The 20,801-nt window shown below is 69.2% G+C and carries 14 protein-coding genes; 13 read left to right on the top strand and 1 reads right to left on the bottom strand.

Features of this window, described 5'->3' with window-relative positions:
* Positions 1-4: 4 nt before the first annotated feature.
* The 13 genes from WME89_RS47670 (at position 5) to WME89_RS47610 (ending at position 19,603) form a co-directional block, all read left to right on the top strand.
* Complete coding sequence (locus WME89_RS47670) at positions 5-370, top strand: hypothetical protein (protein ID WP_438006166.1); 366 nt, start codon at positions 5-7, stop codon at positions 368-370.
* Positions 371-797: 427 nt separating this feature from the next.
* The gene (locus tag WME89_RS47665) at positions 798-2,591 is read left to right on the top strand and encodes a sensor histidine kinase (protein WP_438006165.1); all 1,794 of its coding nucleotides are present in this window, start codon (positions 798-800) and stop codon (positions 2,589-2,591) included.
* Complete coding sequence (locus tag WME89_RS47660) at positions 2,588-3,130, top strand: response regulator transcription factor (RefSeq protein ID WP_437305655.1); 543 nt, start codon at positions 2,588-2,590, stop codon at positions 3,128-3,130. The genes WME89_RS47665 and WME89_RS47660 overlap by 4 nt, the downstream gene beginning before the upstream one ends.
* Before the next feature lie 215 nt (positions 3,131-3,345).
* Positions 3,346-3,915, top strand: coding sequence for a BrxE family protein (locus tag WME89_RS47655; RefSeq protein ID WP_438006164.1), 570 nt, complete (start codon positions 3,346-3,348; stop codon positions 3,913-3,915).
* Positions 3,912-4,697, top strand: a complete 786-nt coding sequence (locus tag WME89_RS47650; RefSeq protein ID WP_438006163.1) for a BrxA family protein — start codon at positions 3,912-3,914, stop codon at positions 4,695-4,697. The genes WME89_RS47655 and WME89_RS47650 overlap by 4 nt, the downstream gene beginning before the upstream one ends.
* Positions 4,694-5,269, top strand: coding sequence for a BREX protein BrxB domain-containing protein (locus tag WME89_RS47645; RefSeq protein WP_438006162.1), 576 nt, complete (start codon positions 4,694-4,696; stop codon positions 5,267-5,269). The genes WME89_RS47650 and WME89_RS47645 overlap by 4 nt, the downstream gene beginning before the upstream one ends.
* Positions 5,269-8,829, top strand: coding sequence for a BREX system P-loop protein BrxC (gene brxC, locus WME89_RS47640; RefSeq protein ID WP_438006161.1), 3,561 nt, complete (start codon positions 5,269-5,271; stop codon positions 8,827-8,829). The genes WME89_RS47645 and brxC overlap by 1 nt, the downstream gene beginning before the upstream one ends.
* Positions 8,826-8,960, top strand: coding sequence for a hypothetical protein (locus WME89_RS47635; protein WP_438006160.1), 135 nt, complete (start codon positions 8,826-8,828; stop codon positions 8,958-8,960). The genes brxC and WME89_RS47635 overlap by 4 nt, the downstream gene beginning before the upstream one ends.
* A gap of 129 nt (positions 8,961-9,089) precedes the next feature.
* On the top strand, positions 9,090-11,000 hold the full coding sequence (locus tag WME89_RS47630) for an Eco57I restriction-modification methylase domain-containing protein (protein ID WP_438006159.1): 1,911 nt from the start codon (positions 9,090-9,092) through the stop codon (positions 10,998-11,000).
* Between the two features lie 581 nt (positions 11,001-11,581).
* Positions 11,582-13,078 carry a type II restriction endonuclease subunit M gene (locus WME89_RS47625; protein ID WP_438006158.1) on the top strand — a complete coding sequence of 499 codons (1,497 nt, stop codon included), beginning with the start codon at positions 11,582-11,584 and terminating at the stop codon, positions 13,076-13,078.
* On the top strand, positions 13,078-15,621 hold the full coding sequence (locus WME89_RS47620) for a PglZ domain-containing protein (RefSeq protein WP_438006157.1): 2,544 nt from the start codon (positions 13,078-13,080) through the stop codon (positions 15,619-15,621). The genes WME89_RS47625 and WME89_RS47620 overlap by 1 nt, the downstream gene beginning before the upstream one ends.
* A 3-nt stretch (positions 15,622-15,624) precedes the next feature.
* The gene (brxL, locus tag WME89_RS47615) at positions 15,625-17,667 is read left to right on the top strand and encodes a protease Lon-related BREX system protein BrxL (protein WP_438006156.1); all 2,043 of its coding nucleotides are present in this window, start codon (positions 15,625-15,627) and stop codon (positions 17,665-17,667) included.
* 109 nt (positions 17,668-17,776) lie between these two features.
* Complete coding sequence (locus tag WME89_RS47610; RefSeq protein WP_438006155.1) at positions 17,777-19,603, top strand: glycoside hydrolase family 15 protein; 1,827 nt, start codon at positions 17,777-17,779, stop codon at positions 19,601-19,603.
* A gap of 230 nt (positions 19,604-19,833) precedes the next feature.
* Here the strand turns inward: WME89_RS47610 and WME89_RS47605 are convergent, their stop codons facing one another.
* A complete protein-coding gene (locus WME89_RS47605) occupies positions 19,834-20,592 on the bottom strand; it encodes a hypothetical protein (protein WP_438006154.1) in 759 nt (252 codons plus the stop codon).
* Between the last annotated feature and the right edge of the window lie 209 nt (positions 20,593-20,801).

Below are 20,801 nucleotides of genomic sequence, written 5' to 3'. Positions count from 1 at the left end.
TAATGTGCCATTTTCGCCCAATGACCCTTGGCTGCTCGCGTTTCTGAGACGCGTGAGCGTGCGTCCGGGCATGTTCCTCGGCGACGAGAATGTGAAGACGCTCGCAACGTTCATTCAAGGCTACTGCCAAGCCCGTATCGATCTTGGAATACCGGAGTTCGGCGCTGCAGAGTCGTCGCTGCTTGATGAATTTGAGAAATGGCTATCTAATAAGCTCAACGATACACGAGATGTTGCGTGGCCCACGCTGATTTCGACGGAGGATCCTGGTGAGCGGAATGTTCGGAGGTTCTTCTCGCGATTTGAGGAGTTCCTGCTGGAACGCGGTGATAGTTTGTCAGACTCTGCCGATGTCCCATGGCCCCCGTAGCGCCGGCTGCGCCGGCTCTCTGCCGATGGTGATAAACACGTTGCGATCACCAAGTTCCCTTGGCAACAAGTAGCTCGAGGGTAGCTGCTCCGCGGAGCGCGTTTTAGAGATGGCCAGTATCGGCTGCGCGCTACGCGGCGCCGGACGGGGCTGGCGTCATCGTGCAATATGACTACGACGAGGCCGGCCGGCCTTGGAGGGAGACGACCGAGCTGCCCGGCCCGTCAGGGGGGAGCGAGTCGTTCGCGATCCGGCGGGTGTACAACGCGCGGGGCGAGCTCTGCCGGGCGGCGTATCCCGCGGTGGACGACGACGCGCCGTTCGCCGTGGTCTACCGTGATGACGATTATGGACAAGCCGCGCCGGATCGAGGCGGAGCACGGGCCGACGACGTACGAGTACGACGGCGACCGGCAGCGCGCGCAAGGTGTCGCCGGAGCAGAGCACGACGTACGTGGGCGGGCTGTACGAGCGGCACGAGCACACGGCGGGTGGCGTGGCGCACAAGATGCACATGATGGGGCCTGAAGGCGTGATCGCGGCGGTGAAGATCGCGGTCGACGCGGCGGGCAAGGCGACGCGCAGCGAGCATTACCTGCATCCAGGCCATGATGGGTCCGCGGGTGTGATCACGAGCGAGCTGGGTGCGGTGGTCGAGCGGCGCAGCTACGACCCGTTCGGGCAGCGCCGGAATGGCGCTGGGGATTCAAGAGCCTACCGAGCGATGGGATCGATTCGAGCGATTCGCGGCTGGGCCAAGGACCAGCTGAGCGAAGTCGCCGCTCGACTTCCTGTCGACCTCCCGCCGCGGCGGCCGGCCCGCGAAGGTCGCCGCGCCTTGCCCAGGCGGCGCCGGCCGAGGGCGGCTGAGCTCGCATCCTCCCCCGGGCTCCCGCGCTATAGTCCCACCGTGACGCACGAGGCTTCCCTTGACCAGGCGCCGGCGGGCGGGATCGTCCTCCGCTGGCTCATCGGCTTGCGCTGGGCGCTCTTCGCGCTGCTCGCGGCGACGCTGGCCCTCGACGAGGCGCTGTTCGGCTACCACGTCCGCTACGCCATCGCCGTCCCGATCCTGGCGCTGGCCGCCGGGCTCAACCTGGTGCTCGCGCGGCGGCTCCGAGCCGAGCAGGGGGCCCAGAGCTCGCTCGTCGCCGGCGTCGTGGCGCTCGACCTCGTCGCGATCGCCGGGGTCCTCGCCGCCTCGGGCGGCGCGGGCAACCCGTTCAGCGCCCTCTTCTTCGTGCACGTCGCGCTCGCCGCGGCGCTCCTGCCCGCGCGGACGACGTTCGCGCTCGCGGCGCTCGCGGCCTGCCTCTTCGCGGCCCTCTTCGCGCTCCCCGCCGGCGCTTGCTGCCCGAGCCACCCGGAGCACGGCGCCTTCTCGACGCACCTCTACGGGATGCTCCTCGCCTTCGTGCTGAGCGCGGCGCTCGTCGCCCACGTGCTCCTGAAGGTCCGCCGCGCGCTCGACGAGAGCGCGGCCGAGAACGCGGCGCTGCGCCGGCGCGCGGAGGAGGCCTCGCGCTTCCAGGCGCTCGGCGCGCTCGCGGCCGGCACCGCCCACGAGCTCGGCACCCCGCTCGGGACGATCGCGGTCCTCGCCGGCGAGAGCCTCGACGACCCCGCGTCGAGCGACGCCGCCCGGCGCCGCGCCCGGACGATCGCGGAGCAGGTCGAGCGCTGCCGCGTCGTGATCGCGCGCATGCGGGCGGACGTCCGGGCCGACGGCCTGCGCGCCGGGGTCGAGGTCGGCCAGGCGACCCTGCGCGGCGTGCAGGCGTGGCGGGCGGCGCACCCCGGCGTCGCCGTCGAGGTGCGCGGCGACCTCGCGCCGCGCCGCACCGTGCCCCTCGACGCGGCCGACATCGAGGCGGCCCTCTTCGCGCTGCTCGACAACGCGCTCGAGGCGCTCGGGCCGAGCCCCGCGGCCGCGGGGCCGATCGTCGTCACGGTCGAGGACGAGGGCGGCGCGCCGGTGATCAGCGTCGAGGACGGTGGGGCGGGCGTCCCGCCGGGCCTGGAGGGGCGGCTCGGCGAGCCGTTCTTGACGACCAAGGCCCCGGGCGAGGGGATGGGCCTCGGGCTCTACCTCGTGCGGACGCTCATCGAGCAGGTCGGGGGGCGCCTCACGGTGTCGGCGAGGCAGACGGCTGACGCGCGCGACGAGCGCGGCGCGCGCGGCACGCGCGTGGCCCTGCGCCTCGCGCCGGTGGACTCATGAGCGCGGAGGCCGCCGGCGAGCCGACGCTGCTCATCGTCGACGACGACGCGACCTTCCGGACCGCGCTCGGGCAGGCGCTCGGCCGGAGCGGGTTCGCCGTGTTCCTCGCCGCGAGCGCGCAGGAGGCCGTGGCGATGGCGCGCGAGCACGTGTTCGAGTACGCGCTCGTCGACGTCCGGATGCCGGGGCAGAGCGGGATAGAGCTCGTCGGGGTGCTGCGGAGCATGGATGACGGCATCCGCATCGTGGTGTTCACCGGATACGGCACGATCGCGAACGCGGTGGCGGCGATCAGGGCGGGCGCCGTGGATTACCTGACCAAGCCGGTGGACGCGGCCCGGTGCGCGCGGTCCCTGCTCGGCTTCCCCCCGGCCGCGCACGGCGACGAGGACCTGCCGTCGCTCGAGCGGGTGGAGTGGGAGTACCTCCAGCGCGTGCTCGCGGACTGCGAGGGAAACATCTCGGAGGCGGCCCGCAAGCTGAGGATGCACCGGCGCTCGCTCCAGCGGAAGCTGTCGCGGCTGCCGCCGCGGTCGTGAGGGCGTCGACCGAGAGGGATCACGCAGACCAGGGCAGCTCCCCCGGCCGCAGCTGCATCCATCCACGGGAGCGGCTCTTGTTGGAGGCAGCTACGCGCTGTATCCTGAAATGCCTGGTCCGGGGGTGCACGGGCTGAACAACAGCCTGATCCGAGGGAAGCTCCCCGGGTACGGGGGAGCGAAGCAGCCGGGCTCGACCACAATGGATCCGCGTGATGAGCGACAATCTCCCACTCGTTCTCGATCATGTTCTGAAGCTCCGGCTTGTCGTCGCTCGCTTCGGTGAGATGGACCTGGCGAAGTGGTGGAACACCCGAGGCCAGCTCGGTCGGCTCGGGGCCATGGCGCTTCGCCGCGGCTTTCCTCGGACCGTTCACTTCGCTCAGGCGCGCTCCGTCTTCGCGGTGGCCGCGCAGCGGTGCGACGAGGTGTTCGATCCTCCAGGCTGCGTGACGCTGTGGCGCCTCCCCGAAGCACTCGAAGAAGAGCTCGACGCGCGCTGGGAGCACTGGCTCGACCATGCGGCGGACTGGCAGCCCTTCTTCGAGAAGCTCGGGACCCTGCAGGCGACAGACCTCGCCGCGACGCTCCGCGCCTTCGAGCTCGCGAACGAACAGGGCATCGATGCGCTCTCGCGCCTGCGTCGCTCCGCGGAGGGCCGCGCGGTGCCGTTGCCGGGCGTGTTCTCCGGCTCCACCGAGGACGTCACCCTGCTGGCGCTCGGCTTCGCGCGGGGAGACCACGGCGCGCTCGCCGTCCCTTACGCGCGAAGGGCCGACGCATGACAGCGTCGTCACGCGCGCGCGTCGCTTCTTCGTTCACCATCGTGAAGGGCGCCATGATCGACGAGACCTACGCCGTATTCACGGCGTGGGACTTTGCGCGCAGCAAGCGAGAGAACCTCACGCGCCTCCGCGAGGAGAACTTCATCGGGGCGAGCACCGGGACCTGGCTGCGCGACGTCGCGAAGGTCATCAACCGCCGCTTCGAGCCCGAAGGCCGCGATCGGGCGCTCGTTCTGCTCGCGAAGAGCGGCTGCGACATCGAGCTCTGGAAGCCGCTCCTCCTCTGGCACATCACGCGCGACGAGTTCCTCGTTCGTGATTTTCTCATCCACTGGTTGTTCTCTGCGTTCGACGCTGGCGTCTATCGCGTTCGCCCCGAGGAGCTGCACGACCACCTGAAGAGCATCGGGAAGCGCGGCGGCATGGTCCGGCGCGCCTGGTCCGAGACCACGTTGAAGCGCGTCGCGGCGGGCCTGTTGAAGATGGCGGTCGACTTCGGCCTCCTCCGGGGCACCATCGTGAAAGAGTTTTCATCGTACCATCTACCGGAGCCGAGCTTTCTTTACCTGCTCCACGCGATGCGCGACGAGCAGCGCAGCCCGAGGAGGGTCATCGACTCGCCGGACTGGCGGCTGTTCATGATGCGCCCGTCGGACGTCGAGCGCGAGATCCTGCGCCTCCACCAGTTCCGGCGGCTCGACTACCAGGTGGCAGGGAGCCTGGTGCAGCTGACGCTGCCCTGCGCGAGCTCCCGTGAGTACGCCGAGAGGATGGTGGCATGAGTGATCTCGAACACCGCATGAAGCACGTCCTCGAGCCCATCCTCGAGCTCGAGGACCCGCGCGAGCGGATCAGCGCGTACCACGACATGCCGTACGCCCTCTTCCGCTACGACCCCGACGAGGAGCTCGCGCTGCGGAAGCAGGTCACCCTCCTCGAGACACGGCTCACCCAGGGGGGCAAGCGCGTCAAGCGCATCTCGCTCGCGGAGTGCCTCGACGAGGCGATGCGCTCGGAGCGCCCGCTGGAAGAGTGGATCGCCGCGGAGCGCGAGCAAGGGCTCGTGTCCATCGTCGAGACGGTGCACTCCGTCCTCTCCGAGTACTCTCCGCTCGTCGATCTCGTGGCAGCGCGAATGCCGCATGACCCTGATCCGCTGCGGGACCTCGTCTTCATCCAGCGCACCGGCGCGCTCTTCCCCGTGTACCGGACCTTCTCGCTCCTCGAGCAGCTGAAGGGCCGCGTTCACGTCCCGACCATCCTCTTCTATCCCGGCGTTCTCGACGGCGCCGCTGGGCTTCGTTTCATGGGCGTGCTCGACGCGGAGCACAACTACCGCCCGAAGATCTTCTGATGACAGGGGCTTCCGCCATGGCCACGCAACCCATTCGGACGCTGTTCGACAACAACATCCATCGTCGCATCGAGGAGGTCATCAAGGTCGACCAGACCGATGAGGAGATCCTCCGCGAGGAGATCGACGAGTACGTGGTGACAGGGGCGATACGGTCCCACTACACGAGCATCTTCGACGTCTACCGGGACACGTTGACCAAGCCCCACGAGGGCATCGCGATCTGGGTCTCGGGCTTCTTCGGCTCCGGCAAATCAAGCTTCGCGAAGATGCTCGGGCTGGCGATCTCGAACCCGGACATCAAAGAGGAATCAGCCTCCGACAGGTTCGCTCAGCGCGCGGGCGACGCCAAGCTCTCGGTGCTGCTCAAGAGCATCAACGAGCAGATCCCGACTCACGCGGTGATCTTCGACGTCTCCACCGATCGCGGGATCCGCAGCGGTAACCAGACGCTCACCGAGATCATGTACGGGCTCTTCCTCCACAGCCTCAAGTATGCGAAGGATCTCGACCTGTCGGAGCTCGAGATCGCCCTCGAAGAGAAGGGCGGGCTCAAGCGCTTCGAGGAGACGTACCGCCAGCTCTTCAACAAGGACTGGAACGCCGAGAAGGGCAAGGTCGCCTTCGCGCTCAGCGAGGCCAGCCGCGTCCTCCACACCCTCGACCCAGCCACGTACCCCATGGCCGACTCCTGGGTGAAGGCCGTCAAGAACAAGGCAGACATCACGCCGGGCAAGCTCGCCGAGCGCGCTAACGAGCTGATGAAGCGGCGCCGTCCGGGGCATCGCCTCCTCTTCGTCATCGACGAGGTGGGCCAGTTCGTTTCCAGGGACGTGCAGAAGATGCTCGACCTGCAGGCCGTCGTGCAGAACCTCGGCATGAAAGGACGCGGCAGGCACTGGGTCGCCGTGACGTCGCAGGAGAAGCTCGGGGAGCTCGTCAGCGGCCTAGATAACAAGCAGATCGAGCTGGCGCGCTTGATGGATCGGTTCCAGCAGCAGGTCCACCTCGAGACGTCCGACATCTCGGAGGTCACGAGCCGTCGTGTCCTCAAGAAGAACGCGGCGGCCCAGGCGACGCTCGGCAAGCTGTTCGACGAGCACCGGGGGCGCCTCACGCAGAGCACGAGGCTGACCGCCGACTTCAAGCTGCCCGAGCTCACCCGGGACAGCTTCATCGACCTGTATCCGCTCCTGCCCTACCAGATCGACCTCATCATCCAGATCGTCTCCGGCCTCCGGACGCAGGGTGGCGCCAGCAAGCACGTCGGGGGCGCGAACCGCACGATCATCAAGCTCGCGCAGCAGCTGCTCATCAACCCCGCCGTGAACCTCGCGGCAGCCCCGGTCGGCACGCTGGTGCGCCTCGATCAGGTCTATGACCTCGTCGAAGGCAATATCGGCTCCGAGGTGCGCGCCAAGATAGCGGCCATCTCCAAGGAGCTCGATCACCCGCTGGCCCAGCCGGTGGCGAAGGTCATCTGCCTCTTGCAGTACGTGAAGAGCGTGCACCGCACGGCCGAGAACATCGCGGCCGCGCTCCACCCGAGCGTCGCCGCCGACGCGGAGCTCGCGTCCGTCAAGGAGGCGTTGCGCCTCCTCGAGGCGGCGCACAAGGTCCGTCACGGCGACGACGGCTACCGGATCCCGAGCCCGGCGGAGGACGACTGGGAGCGGACGCGGATGGGTATCTCCCCGAAGCCGGGGGACGCCCATCGCCTCTACGTGGAGACCCTCGCGGGTTTCTGGCAGCCGGCGCCTTCCCACACGCTGTTCGACACCAAGACGTTCAAGGCGGGCCTCGCGGTCCAGGGGCGCGACGTCGTGGACGGCGACATGATCTTTCACTTCCACCTCGCGGACGACGGGAAAGCGTTCCAGAGCCTGGCCGCGGATCTCCGTACCCGGAGCCAGCAGGAGCGCAAGAACGTCTTCTGGGCTGTCTCGCTGAATGACGCCATCGACCGCGAGACGGTGGAGCTCTTCCGCTCGAAGGAGATGCTCGCGCGCAAGGAGCGCGAAGCGCGGACGGCGGACGAGACAGCGCTCATCGGCGAGGAGAAGCAGCGCCTCCGCTGGCACCAGGGCGAGCTGCGACGGCTCTTCAAGGCGGCGTGCCTCACGGGGAGCGTCTACTTCCGCGGCAACGACCGCAGCCCCGGCGATCGCGCGGTCGAGGTGGGCAAGAGCGCGGCGGAGATCCTGGGGCAGGTGCTGCCCGAGGTGTTCGACCGCTTCAAAGAGGCCGCCGCCCGGGCGAACGACGTCAAGAAGGGCGTCGATGCCATCTTCATGGCCGAGAACCTCCACGGGCTGCCTCCCGTGTTCAGCGGCCTCGGTCTCCTGCGAGACGAGAAGGGCAAGACGGTCTTCCGAACCGAGAGCGGTCCTCTCGCCGAGGTGATGAGCCGCATCGAGGAGCGCGCCAACTACGGCGACACCGCGAGCGGGCGGTATCTCACCGACGAGCTCGCGAAGGAGCCCTTCGGCTGGGACTTCGAGGCGGTCCGGCTCCTCGTGCTCTGCCTCTTGCGCGCAGGGCAGGTCGAGGCGACCAGCAAGGGCCAGACGATCGACGCCGCCACGAGCATCGAGTCGAGGGACACGTTCTCGAACAACAACCTGTTCCGCCAGGCCTCCTTCCGGCCGAAGAAGGGCCCCGTGTTCGAGGAGCTCGTGAAGGCATCCGAAGCCTTCCGCGACACCTTCGGCAGCGAGGTGCGCGAGCTCAGCGTCCAGGCGATCGTCACGGAGCTGCGGCGCGAGGTCGCGCGCCACGACGATACGGTCGCCACGTCGCTCGGGCGGCTCAACGCGGAGCGGCTACCCGGGGCGGGCGTGCTCGACGGCGCGCTCGGGCAGATGAAGGCCATCCTCCGCGGGTCCGAGGACGGCGCCATCGCCACGTTCAACGCGTCGCACCGGTCGATCAAGGACGCCATCAAGCGCGCGTCGGAGCTCGAGCAGGCCCTCACCGAGCCGCGCCTGCGCGACCTCGCGCGCGCTCGGCAAGCGCTCGCCGTGGCGTGGCCCTTCCTGCGCCAGGAAGCCGACGTCTCCGACGAGCTGCGCGGCAAGGCAGCGGCGCTCGAGGATCTGCTCGCCCGGGAGACCTTCTTCCGCGAGCTGCCGGCCATCGAGCAGCACACCGGCGCGCTCCAGGCAGAGTTCGACCGGCGCCACGAGGAGGCGCTCGACGCGCGGATCGAGACCTACACCAGGGCGCTCAACCGGCTCGTCAAGACACCCGGCTGGACGGAGATCGACGAGGACGCGCAGCGTCGGATCGCGGCGCCGCTCCAGCGCGGGACGGCGCGCGACAAGGATCGCCTGCCGATCCCGCAGCTCCGCTCGGAGCGCGACGCCTGCGAGTCGCGCCTGAGGGCAGCCGTGGCCGAGGTCCATCGCGTGCTGGAGGGCGAGCGCCTCGTGACGGTGAGCCTCGGCGGCTACTTCACGGGCGGCATCGAGACGGAAGAGCAGCTGGCCGCGGCGCTCGAGGGGATCCGCGAGGAGTGCGCGCGCCTCATCGGCGCAGGCAAGAAGGTCATCGTGCAATGAGCGAGCACCTTCGGCGGCTCGCTGGCTGGATGGACTCCGCGGAGGACGAGCGCCTCGAGCTCAAGGAGGCGAAGAACCGGTACGATTTCGAGGAGCTCGTCAGGCTCCGGATCGAAGCCGAGGGGGACTGACGATGAGCCGCTGGTTCCAGCGTGGTTCCACCGTGGTTCCAACGTGTGCCGCGCGTAAGTGCGCGTTTCTGCTGAGATCATCACTGGAACCGGCCGCGGTCCGGGTTCCAGACAGGCTGGAGGTCCGGGGTGGATAAAGAGACGCGCAACGCCGTCGAGCGGGCCACGCAGCGCGGCCGTAAGGTGCTCGAGGACGACTTCGCCGCGCAGCTGGAGGGGACGTACGACGTCTTGCGGACGGGGGCGCTCGCGCAGGCGGACGGCGCGCACCTGTCGGCGCGGCAGCGGCGGCTGCGCGGCACGATCGTGGCGGCGATCGAGCACAAGGAGGCGGCCGGGATGAAGCCGCCGGAGGCCGTGGCGGACTACCTCCGCGACGCGGCGTTCACGGCGCTGAACCGCTTCGTGGCGCTGAAGATGCTGGAGGCGCGCGAGCTCGTGCAGGAGTGCATCAGCCGGGGGGAGCAGTCGAGCGGGTACAAGGAGTTCTGCGGGATGGCGCCTGGGGTGGCGCTCCTGCCGGAGGGCGCGGGGTACCGGCTCTACATCGAGAGCCTCTTCGACGAGCTGTCGACCGAGGTGAAGGTGCTCTTCGACAGGCGCGACGCGGCGTCGGCGCTCTGGCCGCGGCGGCCGGCGTTCGAGGAGCTGCTCGCCGTGCTCAACGCGCCCGAGCTCGCGCGCGTCTGGGGCGAGGACGAGACGCTCGGCTGGGTCTACCAGTACTTCAACGCGGGCGAGGAGCGCCGGGCGATGCGGGAGGCCTCGCAGGCCCCGCGGAACAGCCGGGAGCTCGCGGTGCGCAACCAGTTCTTCACGCCGCGCTACGTGGTCGAGTTCCTCACGGACAACACGCTGGGCCGCCTCTGGTACGAGATGCGCCGCGGCGAGACGCGCCTCGCGAGCCAGTGCGCGTACCTGGTGCGCCGGCCGAACGAGGTGTTCCTGGACGAGGGGGAGGGCGCGCCGGAGCCGGGAGAGACGGCGCCGGAGGGGCTCTCGCAGGAGGAGGTGTGGAAGCGGCCTGTGCACGTGAGGCACCGGCCGAAGCGGGATCCGCGGGACCTGAAGGTGCTCGACCCGGCGTGTGGGTCGGGGCATTTCTTGCTGTACGCGTTCGACCTGCTCGTCCCTATCTACGAGGAGGGATGGGCGGATGCGGCCGCGCCGGCGAGCGAGGCGACGAAGCGGACGCTCCGCGAGGACCACGCGGACCTGGAGGGCCTCAGGCGCGCGCTGCCGGGGCTGGTTCTCCGCCACAACCTGCACGGCGTCGACATCGACGCGCGCTGCGCGCAGATCGCGCAGCTCGCGCTCTGGATGCGGGCGCAGCGGGCGTACCGGGACTTCGGGGTGCCCCGCGGGGAGCGGCCGGCGATCCGCAGGTCGAACATCGTGGTGGCGGAGCCGATGCCCGGGGAGGACGACCTCGTGCGCGACTTCGTGAAGCGGCTCGATGACGCAGTGCTGCGGGAGCTGTTCACGAAGCTGGTCGAAAGCCTGAAGCTCGGCGGGGATCTGGGGCTGCTGCTGCGCGTCGAGAGGCTCCTCGCGGGGGTGCGTGAGGGGCAGCTCGGGCTGTTCCGCAGCGCCGAGGACCGGCTGCGAGAGACGCTGGTGCGCTTCGCCGAGGAGGCGAGCTCGTCGGACCGCGCCAGGCGGCGGCTGTTCGCGGAGGACGCGGCGCAGGGGCTCGGGCTGGTGGAGACGGCGGAGAAGCGGTTCGATGTCGTGCTGATGAATCCGCCGTTCGGGGCGGGGAGCACGGCGGCGAAGAAGGAGTTCGAGAAGGCGTATCCGAGGACGAAGAGCGATGTCTACGCGGCGTTCGTGGAGCGCGGGATCGAGCTGTTGCGGCCGCGGGCGCGGCTCGGGGCGATCACGTCGCGCACGGGGTTCTTCCTGTCGAGCTTCCAGAAGTGGCGGGAGGAAATCCTGCTGGAGAAGGCGCCGCCGGTGGTGTTCGCCGACCTGGGGTACGGCGTTCTGGACAGCGCCATGGTGGAGACGGCAGCGTATTGTCTGGAGGTGAGCGCGTGACGCTATTCCTTCGTCTGCTGGAGGCTGACGACAAGGCAACCGCGTTGTGTGGCATGGTGCGGAGCGGCGTCGGTGCATGTGAAATTGAGCCGCACACTTTCAGGATGTTGCCAGGGAGCCCATTCGCGTACTGGGCGAACAACGGGGCTCTGCGAGCTTTTGCAAACTGCCCATCCGTTGAAGGCGTCAATGTTCACGCGCTTTCGACCAATCAGCTCAGCGACGATCCGCGCTACGCAAGGCTATGGTGGGAGATCTCGCGCGAGGGTGATAGTGAAGTAGAGTCGTGGATCCCGTGGGCAAAAGGCAGAACGTTCGCCCCGTTTTACTACGACATTCAAACGGTTGTGCGTTGGAGCAGGGTGCGGAGCACTTACACGGGTTTCCTTGGTACGAGGGACCGGCCGCTCGAGAAGCCAGCGAGCGTCGACTTCTTTTTTCGCCCTGGACTCACCTGGCCAAGGCGCACGAGTCGTCTCAGCGTGTCTCTGCTGCCCAGGGGGTGCATCTTTGGTAACAAAGGGCCGGGGGCGTTCTGCGACGATGATGATCATGGAACATTGCTGGCGATGCTCTCGGTGATGAATTCGATGCCGTTCGCCTACTTGCTGGCTACCCAGCTCGCGCGCGTCGATCTGGCACAGTCGTTCGAGGTTGGGCTCGTACAGCAGACGCCAGTCCCCGATCTCACTTCAGACTCTCGTGCTGACCTCTCCAGCCTCGCGCGCCGCGCATGGTCGCATGAGCGCACGCTTGATACCGTTCACGAGACGTCCCACGCCTTCCTGCTCCCCTCTCAGCTGCGCCGACGGATCAGCCCCGGCGGCTTCGACGTCCCCGCCATCGAGGCGGAGCTCGCCACGCTCCAGCGCGCTATCGACGACATCGCCTTTCGACTCTACGCCTTTGACGACAAGGACCGGGCGACGATTGGCGTCTGGAGCGGCGCCGCAAGGCAAGCGGAGTCCGCGTCGGCCGCGCAGGCCGGTGATGATGCTTCGGATTCCGATGCTGCGGATGCCGACGACGCCGAAGAAACGGCCCTCGACGACACCGACGCCCTCCTCTCCTGGGCCGTCGGCGTCGCCTTCGGCCGCTTCGACTACCGCCTCGCCACCGGCGAGCGCGCCATCCCCCCGGAGCCCGAGCCCTTCGACCCGCTCCCGCCCCGGAGCCCGGGGATGCTCCCGCCCGACCTCCCGCCCTTCCGCGAGGGCACCGGCATCCTGACCGACGATCCCGGTCACCCGGACGATCTCGCCGCTGCGGTCTCGGCCGTCTTCGAGCTCGTGAAGGAGCCCGCGCCCGAGCACCTCCGCCGCACCCTCGCCAGGGACTTCTTCCCCGCGCACGTCAAGACCTACTCGAAATCGCGCCGCAAGGCCCCGATCTACTGGCAGCTCGCCACCGCCTCGGCCGGCTACTCGGTCTGGCTCTACCTGCACGCCATGACGCGCGACACCTTCTACCAGGTGCAGAACGAGGTCGTGGCCCCGAAGCTCGCGCACGAGGAGCGCCGGCTCGAAACCATGCGCGCCGACCACGGCCCCAGCCCCACCGCAGCCCAGCGCAAGGAGCTCACCGCCCAGCAAACGCTCGTCGAGGAGCTCCGCGCCTTCCTCGACGAGGTGAAGCGCGTCACCCCGCTCTGGAACCCCGACCTCGACGACGGCGTCCTCCTCAACGCCGCCCCGCTCTTTCGCCTCTTCCCCCAGCACAAGCCCTGGCAGAAGGAGCTCAAGGCCACCTGGGAGGCCCTCTGCGCCGGCAAGTACGACTGGGCCCACCTCGCGATGCACCTCTTCCCCGAGCGCGTCGTCCCGAGGTGCGCCGAGGACCGCAGCCTCGCCATCGCGCACGGCCTCGAGGACGTCTTCTGGGTCGACGACGCCTCCGGCAAGTGGAAGCCTCGTGGCACCCCCACACGACCCGTCGACCAGCTCGTCAAGGAGCGGACCTCCACGGCCGTCAAATCAGCCCTCAAGGCGCTGCTCGACGCGCCCCAGGCGGCGGGCAGCCCCCGCGGCCGCGGGCGGCGCGCCGCCGGTACCCGCGCCGACAGCGGAGGAGATGCCTGATGCACCCGCTCCACGACTACCTCGCCAAGCAGCTCGCCGAGAAGCTCAAGGCCCGCCGCGTCGTCGTCTGGTACGACCCGCGGCGCGAGTTCGGCCCCTTCGTCGACGAGGTCCGCGGCGCGCCGAACACCCGCGGCGCCGCCGCCAGCGTCAGCCTCGCCGGCGTCGCGGGCAAGCTCGCCGAGTACGACGGATCCTTCCTCGAGCTCCGCACCGTCGCCGAGCCGCTCACCGACGGAGACGAGCCCGAGCCGCTGCTCCTCTACGTGCCAGGCGTCCGGCCCGATCCGAAGAGCTCGCTGCTCCTGGAGCTCGAGAAGGCCGGCGGCACCTACGACCGCGCGCTCAAATGGGTCGCGCGACAGGTCCTCCGCAAGCGCTACACCGACGGGGTGATCGACGAGATGCTCGCGCCCGAGCGGGTCTCCTACGAGGACCTCGCCCGCGCGGCGTCGGACACCGCCTCGGCGGAGCCGCCGTCGCTCCTCAAAGGCATCTTCCGTGATGTGTCCGGCAACGACGCCCTCCTCGCGGCCTGGCTGGTGCGCGACGCCCGCGACCCCGACATCGAGGCGAAAGAGGCCACGCGGGAGCTCATCAAGCTGGTCCGCTCGCGCCTCGGGCTCGAGCTGCCAGCCGGCGCGCCCCTGGCGAAGCTCCGGTCGGTCACGCTGCGCTACGTCCTCGGGAGCGAGTTCCGCGCCGATCTCCGCTGCCCTGCGCCAGCGAGCCTCGACGGCATCCCGAGCCCGGCCACCGAGAAGGAGCAGGAGGCCATCCGCGACCTCGCGCGCCGCCTGCGCACGATGTTCGCGGACGACTACGCGCCGCTCGCGGATCGGGTCGAGGCAGAGCTCGGCCTCCGGAACGCCCGCATCCAGGCGGAGGCGCTCGGCGCCATCGATACCTTCCGCTTCGAGGAGCGCGCGCTGCTCACCCACTGCGGCGAGCTCATCGCGAACCAGCGCTTCGCGGAGGCGCTCGCCCTGGTGACCGAGCGGGAGCACAGCTTCTGGCTCGACCGCGACATCGCCCGGAAGGCCCAGTGGGAGGCCTGCCGCCGGATGGCGGAGCTCGGCGTGCTCGCGACCACCGTTCGTGCCGCCGTCGCGAAGGCCGGCGCCGACCCGAACGCCTGGGTCGACGCCTACACGGCCAGCGACGGGTGGTACCGCCTCGACCAGGCCCAGCGGAGGCTCGAAGCGTGGGTGACGAACCTCGACGAGGAGCCCAGCGAACGGCCGCTCGGCGTCGTCCGGCGCGCCTACGAGGACGTCTGCCACCTGATGGCCGAGGGCTTCACCAAGGCGCTCTCGCGGGCGCACTGGGCGGTGTCCGCCGGTCTGCACCAGACGAAAATTTACAGCGAGGTGGTCGCGAGCCGGCCCAGGCCGGTCGCCTATTTCCTCGTCGATGCCATGCGCTTCGAGATGGGCGTCGAGCTCGCGGAGCGCCTTCCCAGGGTCGCGGAGGTCGGCGTCCGGCCCGCGATCGGCGCCTTGCCCAGCATCACGCCCGTCGGCATGGCGGCGCTCCAGCCGGGGGCGTCCAGCAGCTTCAGCGTCGTCGCGCAGGGCGGCAAGCTCGGCGCGCGCATCGACGACGCGTTCCTCCCGGACCTCGCCGCGCGGAAGAAGCTCGCGGCGGCGCGGGTGCCCAAGCTGGTCGACCTCGGGCTGGACGAGCTCTTGAGCCTGCAACCCTCCAAGCTGGCCAAGAAGATCGACGGCGCGCAGGTCCTCATCGTGCGCTCCCAGGAGATCGACCAGGCCGGCGAGACGGGCTTCACATTCCAGGCGCGCCAGGTCATGGACACCGTCATCGACAACCTCGCCCGAGCGATCCGCAAGCTGTCCACCGCGGGCGTCGAGCACTCCGTGGTCACGGCGGACCACGGCCACCTCTTCTTCGCGGTCGACCGCGACGAGTCCATGCGAACGGACGCTCCCGGCGGGGGTCAGGTCGAGCTCCACCGCCGCTGCTGGATCGGGCGCGGCGGCGCGACGCCGGCCGGCAGCGTGCGCGTGGCCGCCTCCGCCCTCGGCTACGCCTCGGACCTCGAGCTCGTCTTCCCGACCGGGTGCGGCGTGTTCAAGGCGGGCGGCGATCTCGCCTTCCACCACGGCGGCACCTCGCTGCAAGAGCTCGTGATCCCCGTCCTCACGGTGCGCCTCAAGGGCAGGGAATCGGCGCGCCCCACCTCGGGGCCGGTCACGGTCAGCGGGCTCCCCGACGCGATCACGAACCGCATCTTCACCGTCACCCTGCAGCTCGGGCAGAACCTGGCGCTCTTCTCCAGCCCGCTGCTGGTCCGCCCGCTGCTCATCGCGTCCGGCCGGCAGGTCGGCGCGGCGGAGCTGGCGATCGAGGCCGACTTCGACCGGGCGACGGGCTGCGTGAAGCTCTCGCCGGGCAAGGCGACGATCGTCGCCTTCAAGCTCGGCGAGACCGTCGCGTCGCTGCGCGTCGTCGTGCAGGACCCGGCCACGGACGCCGAGCTCTACCGCTCGCCCACCGACATCCCGGTTCGACTTGGAGTGTGAGTCATGAGCAACGGAGCGGCCGCGACACGAGATCCCCTCGACGACAAGGTGAACCGCCTCTTCGCCGGCAAGGTGGTCCGCAAGGATCTGGTCCGGAAAGTGAAGGTCGGCACGAACGTGCCGGTCTTCGTCCTCGAGTTCCTGCTGGGGAAGTACTGCGCCTCGTCGGACGAGATCGCCATCCAGCTGGGGCTCCAGGTCGTCAACGACACGCTCGCGAACAACTACATCCGGCCGGACGAGTCGGTGAAGGCGCAGAGCAAGGTCAAGGAGAACGGCAGGCACACCTTCATCGACAAGGTGAAGGTGCGGCTCGTCGACTCGGACTACTGGGCTGAGGCGAACCACTTCGGGAACAAGTTCCTCCACGTCCCGACGCAGTACGTGCGCGACTTCGACCGGCTGCTGACCGGCGGCGTGTGGGCGCAGCTCGATCTGCGCTTCGAGTACGACGAGGAGGCCAAGGGCAAGAACCCCTTCTGGATCGACAAGCTGACGCCGATCCAGATCGCCACGTTCGATCTCGAGGAGTACCGGCGCGTGCGCCGGGAGTTCACCACGGACGAGTGGCTCGATCTCATGCTGCGCAGCATGGGCTACGAGCCCGCGGAGATGTCGCGCAGGCTGAAGCTGCACTTCCTCGTGCGGCTCATCCCGCTCGCCGAGCGCAACTACAACCTCGTCGAGCTCGGGCCGCGCGGGACAGGCAAGAGCTACGTCATCCAGGAGGTCTCGCCCTACGCGGCGCTCCTCACCGGCCCGACGACCGTCGCGAACCTGTTCGGCCACATGGGCGGGCGCCAGAAGGGCATGGTGCAGATCTGGGACGTCGTCGGGTTCGACGAGGTCGCCGATCTCCAGAAGATGCCGAAGGAGGTCATCACGACCATGAAGACCTACTGCGAGTCGGGCACCTTCCAGCGCGGACAGGAGGCCACGACCGGCGACGCCAGCGTGGCGATGTTCGGCAACACGAACCAGCCCGTGGACGTGATGGTGCAGACAGGACACCTGTTCGCGCCGATGCCCGAGGTCATCCGCGACGACATGGCGTTCATCGATCGCCTGCACTTTTACCTCCCTGGCTGGGAGATCCCGAAGATGCGGAACGAGATGTTCACGAGCCATTATGGGTTCGTGGTCGACTACCTGGCCGAGGCGCTCCGCGACATGCGGAAGCACAACTTCACGGAGGTCATCGACCGGCATTTCTCGCTCGGCGCGCACCTCAACGCGCGCGACCGGAAGGCCGTGCGCAAGACCGTCTCCGGGCTCATGAAGATCCTCTTCCCGCACGGCGAGGCCACGCGGGAAGAGCTCGCCGAGGTGCTGGAGCTCGCGCTCGAGGGCCGACGCCGCGTGAAGGAGCAGCTCAAGAAGATGGGCTCCTTCGAGTACCACCACACGTCCTTCAGCTACACGTCGCAGGAGACGGGGGAGGAGCGCTTCGTCGGGGTGCCCGAGCAAGGAGGGCGCGACCTCATCTCCGCCGATCCCCTCGCTCCCGGGACGGTTTACACCGCGGGGGTCACGGCAGATGGCACCGTGGGGCTCTATCGGGTCGAGGTCTCCGTCTCGGGTGGCACGGGCAAGCTCAAGATGGCGGGAGGCGTCGCCGGCGCGATGAAGGAGTCGGTACAGCGGGCCTTCAGCTACGTCCAGGCGAAGAAGAGCGACCTCGGCCTCGCGCGCGAGCTCGACACCTCGGATTTTCACCTCGAGGTCATTGACCTCCTCGGCAACCGCGTCGAGGCCGAGGTGGGTATCGCCTTCTTCGTCGCGTGGTTCTCGGCGGTCCGCAAGGCGCCCGTGAGCCCCGCGCTGCTCGTCCTCGGCGACATGAGCGTCCAGGGAAACATCAAGCCGCTGCGCTCGCTCGTGGAGCCGCTTCAGGTCGCGATGGACAACGGAGCCAAGCGCGCGCTCATCCCGATCGAGAACAAACGAAGCTTCCTCGACGTCAGCGCCGATATCCTGGAGCACGTCGACTCGATCTTCTACGGCGACCCGAGAACAGCGGCGATGAAGGTGCTGGGAGGACCATGACGTCGTGTTGAACGCGTGGATCCATGTCGCGCCATCGCCGAGAGCTTCCGGCGCGTGGAAGCGCCGTTGTCCGTGGCTCCCCGCCAGCTAGCCAAAACAAGGAAAAGCGATGCCCTACAAGCCCATCGAGTCCTACGGCGTCATCGGCGACATGCACTCGGTCGCGCTCGTCGGGATGGACGGCTCCATCGACTGGTGCTGCCTCCCCCATTTCGACTCGCCGAGCGTCTTCGCGGGCATCCTGGACGAGGCGAAGGGGGGCAGCTTCCTGCTCGCGGCGGCGCACGGCGCGTCGCGCAAGCAGATGTACATGCCCGACACCAACGTGCTCCTCACGCGGTTCCTCGACGCGGAGGGGGTCGGCGAGGTCTGCGACTTCATGCCGATCCACCGGGACACGTACGGCGCCTACCGCCGCGGCATGCACCAGATCGTCCGCGTCGCGCGCGCCGTCCGCGGGGCGGTGCGCTTCCGGCTCGCCTGCCGCCCCGCGATGGACTTCGCCCGCCGCCCCCACCGCGTCCTCCTCGACGACCCGCGCGGCGCCATCTTCGACTCGGATGGCCTCGATCTCGCGCTCATCAGCCCGGTCCCCCTGTCGGCCGACGGCGACGGCGGGGTGACCGCCGACTTCGTGCTGCAGCCCGGCGAGTCGGCCACGTTCTCGCTGCGCCAGGTGGAGGACTGGACGGCCAACGCCGACCTGCTCTCGACGCCCGTCAACGGCGAGGACGCCCTGCGGCGCACGGTCAACTTCTGGCGGCAGTGGCTCGGCAAATCGCGCTACAAGGGGCGCTGGCGCGAGATGGTCGACCGCTCCGCGCTCGTCCTCAAGCTGCTCACGTTCGAGCCGACCGGCGCGATCGTCGCCGCGGCGACGACCAGCCTGCCGGAGGCGATCGGCGGGATCCGCAACTGGGATTACCGCTACGTCTGGGTGCGCGACGCCGCGTTCACCCTCTACGGGTTCCTCCGGCTCGGCTACACCGAGGAGGCCGCGCGCTTCATGGAATGGCTGAGCGCCCGCGTCTCCGAGCAGGACGGCCCCACCGGGCCGCTCCAGCTCATGTACGGTATCGACGGGCGCCACGAGCTGCCCGAGGTCGAGCTGACCCACCTCGACGGCTACCGCGGCTCGCGGCCGGTCCGCGTCGGGAACGGCGCGACAGCGCAGCTCCAGCTCGACATCTATGGCGAGCTCATCGACTCGGTATACCTGTTCGACAAGTACGGGTCTCCCATCTCCTACGACTTCTGGCGCGAGCTCCGGCGTATGGCCTACTGGGTCTGCGAGAACTGGGAGCGGGCGGACGAGAGCATCTGGGAGGTGCGGGGCGGGCGGCAGCAGTTCGTCTACTCGAAGCTCCAGTGCTGGGTCGCGCTCGACCGGACCCTGCGGCTCGCCGACAAGCGATCTCTGCCGTTCGATCGGCCGCGCGTCGCCAAGACGCGCGACCAGATCTACGAGACGATCATGACGCGCGGCTGGGACGCGAAGCGGAGGACGTTCGTGCAGTCGTTCGGCTCGGAGGCGCTGGACGCGAGCAACCTGCTCATGTCGCTGATGCGCTTCATCTCCCCCACCGACCCGCGCATCGTCGGCACGATCGATCGCACGCTCGCGGAGCTCGCGAGCGACACGCTCGTCCACCGCTACGAGCTCGGCAAGGGCGCCGGCGACGGCCTGACCGGCAAGGAGGGCACGTTCAGCATCTGCACCTTCTGGCTCGTCGAGGCCCTGGCGCGCGCTGGCCGCCTCGACGACGCGCGCTTCATCTTCGAGAAGATGCTGACCTACGCCAACCACCTCGGCCTGTACTCCGAGCAGATCGGGCCGAGCGGCGAGCTGCTCGGCAACTTCCCCCAGGCGTTCACCCACCTCGGGCTGGTCAGCGCGGCGTTCTACCTGGATCGCGCGCTCGGTCAGAGCGGATAGCGGAAGGTCGAGGGGGCGGGGGGCTCGCGCGCTGCCTCGCCGGCGAACGGCGGGGCGCGGCTCTCGCGCGAGCGGAGGAGGGGAGAGAGGAGCCGCCGGCAGCCAGGGATATCCAACCCCTGGCTGCCGGCGCTCGGGCCGCGTCGAAGAGGAGGGTCGGCGCGGCGCCGCGGGTTCAGAGACGCCTGCGGCCCGCGGTGCCGCGCGATCAGGAGTCGGTCAGCTCAAGCTCACCAGCCGAAGCCGCCGATGCCGCCGAAGCCGCCGCCGAAGCCGCAAGGGCTGAAGCACGGGTTGACGAACGTCGGGACGAAGCTGGTGATCGACGTGGTGATCGCCGCCACACCGCAGCCGCAGCCGCCGCCGAAGCCGCCGAAGCCACCGCCGAAGCCGCCGAAGCCGCCGCCGAAGCAGCGCGCCCCGTCACGCTGAGCCTCTTGCCCGACGCCGACCTGGCCGATCTGCGCCTGCGCGCCCGTCTGGCCGATCTGCGCCAGCTGGCCGACCTGCGCCTGCGCGCCGATCTGCGCCTGGCCCGCCTGCCCGACCTGCGCCTCGGAGAGGCCCGCCAGCTGCCCGACGGCGGCCTGGCCGATCTGCGCCGTGCCTTGCTGGGCATAGCCGCCCTTGGTCGGGAGGCCCTTGCTCGGGAGCCCGCCCTTGGTCGGGAACCCGCCCTTGCTCGGCAGGAGCTCGCCCTTGCTCGGGCCGAGGGGGCTCTTGCCGAGCATCGGGACGCCCTTCGAGGGCAGCTCGCCCTTGGTCGGGGGCAGGCCGAGCTTGCTCGGCCCCATCTGGCCCACCTGGGCCTGCGCCTGAGCCGCGTACCCGCCGCGCTCGGCCTCCAGCGCATCGCTCGCGGAGTCGACGGTCTCCTCGTCGAGCTCCACCGCGTCCATGTCGATCTCTTCGTCCGCGCCAGCCGCGCACCCGGCCCCGAGCGCCAGCACCATCGCGAGACCCATCATCTTGCCGTGAATTGAGATCATTGGTCCTCCCCGGTGTCCTTGCCTGGCCTCGCGGCCACCGAACACCTTGGCTCACCCATGAGCAGGCTGTGTGCCTATCTCTCCTGTGCAGAGGCTGCCGATCCGAGCCCTCGTGAATTCGCGGGCGCCGTCCGCGAAATAGGCACTCCTCGGATCTGCGCTCCCTTGGGACTTCTCCGCGGTTCAATCGTGGCGACGCGCGGCGCGCG

The organism is Sorangium sp. So ce321, assembly GCF_051530195.1.
In the GTDB taxonomy this organism is placed as follows: Bacteria; Myxococcota_A; Polyangia; order Polyangiales; family Polyangiaceae; genus Sorangium.
Note: the sequence above shows the minus strand (reverse complement) of the source record. Positions and strands in the feature narration are given on the sequence as shown.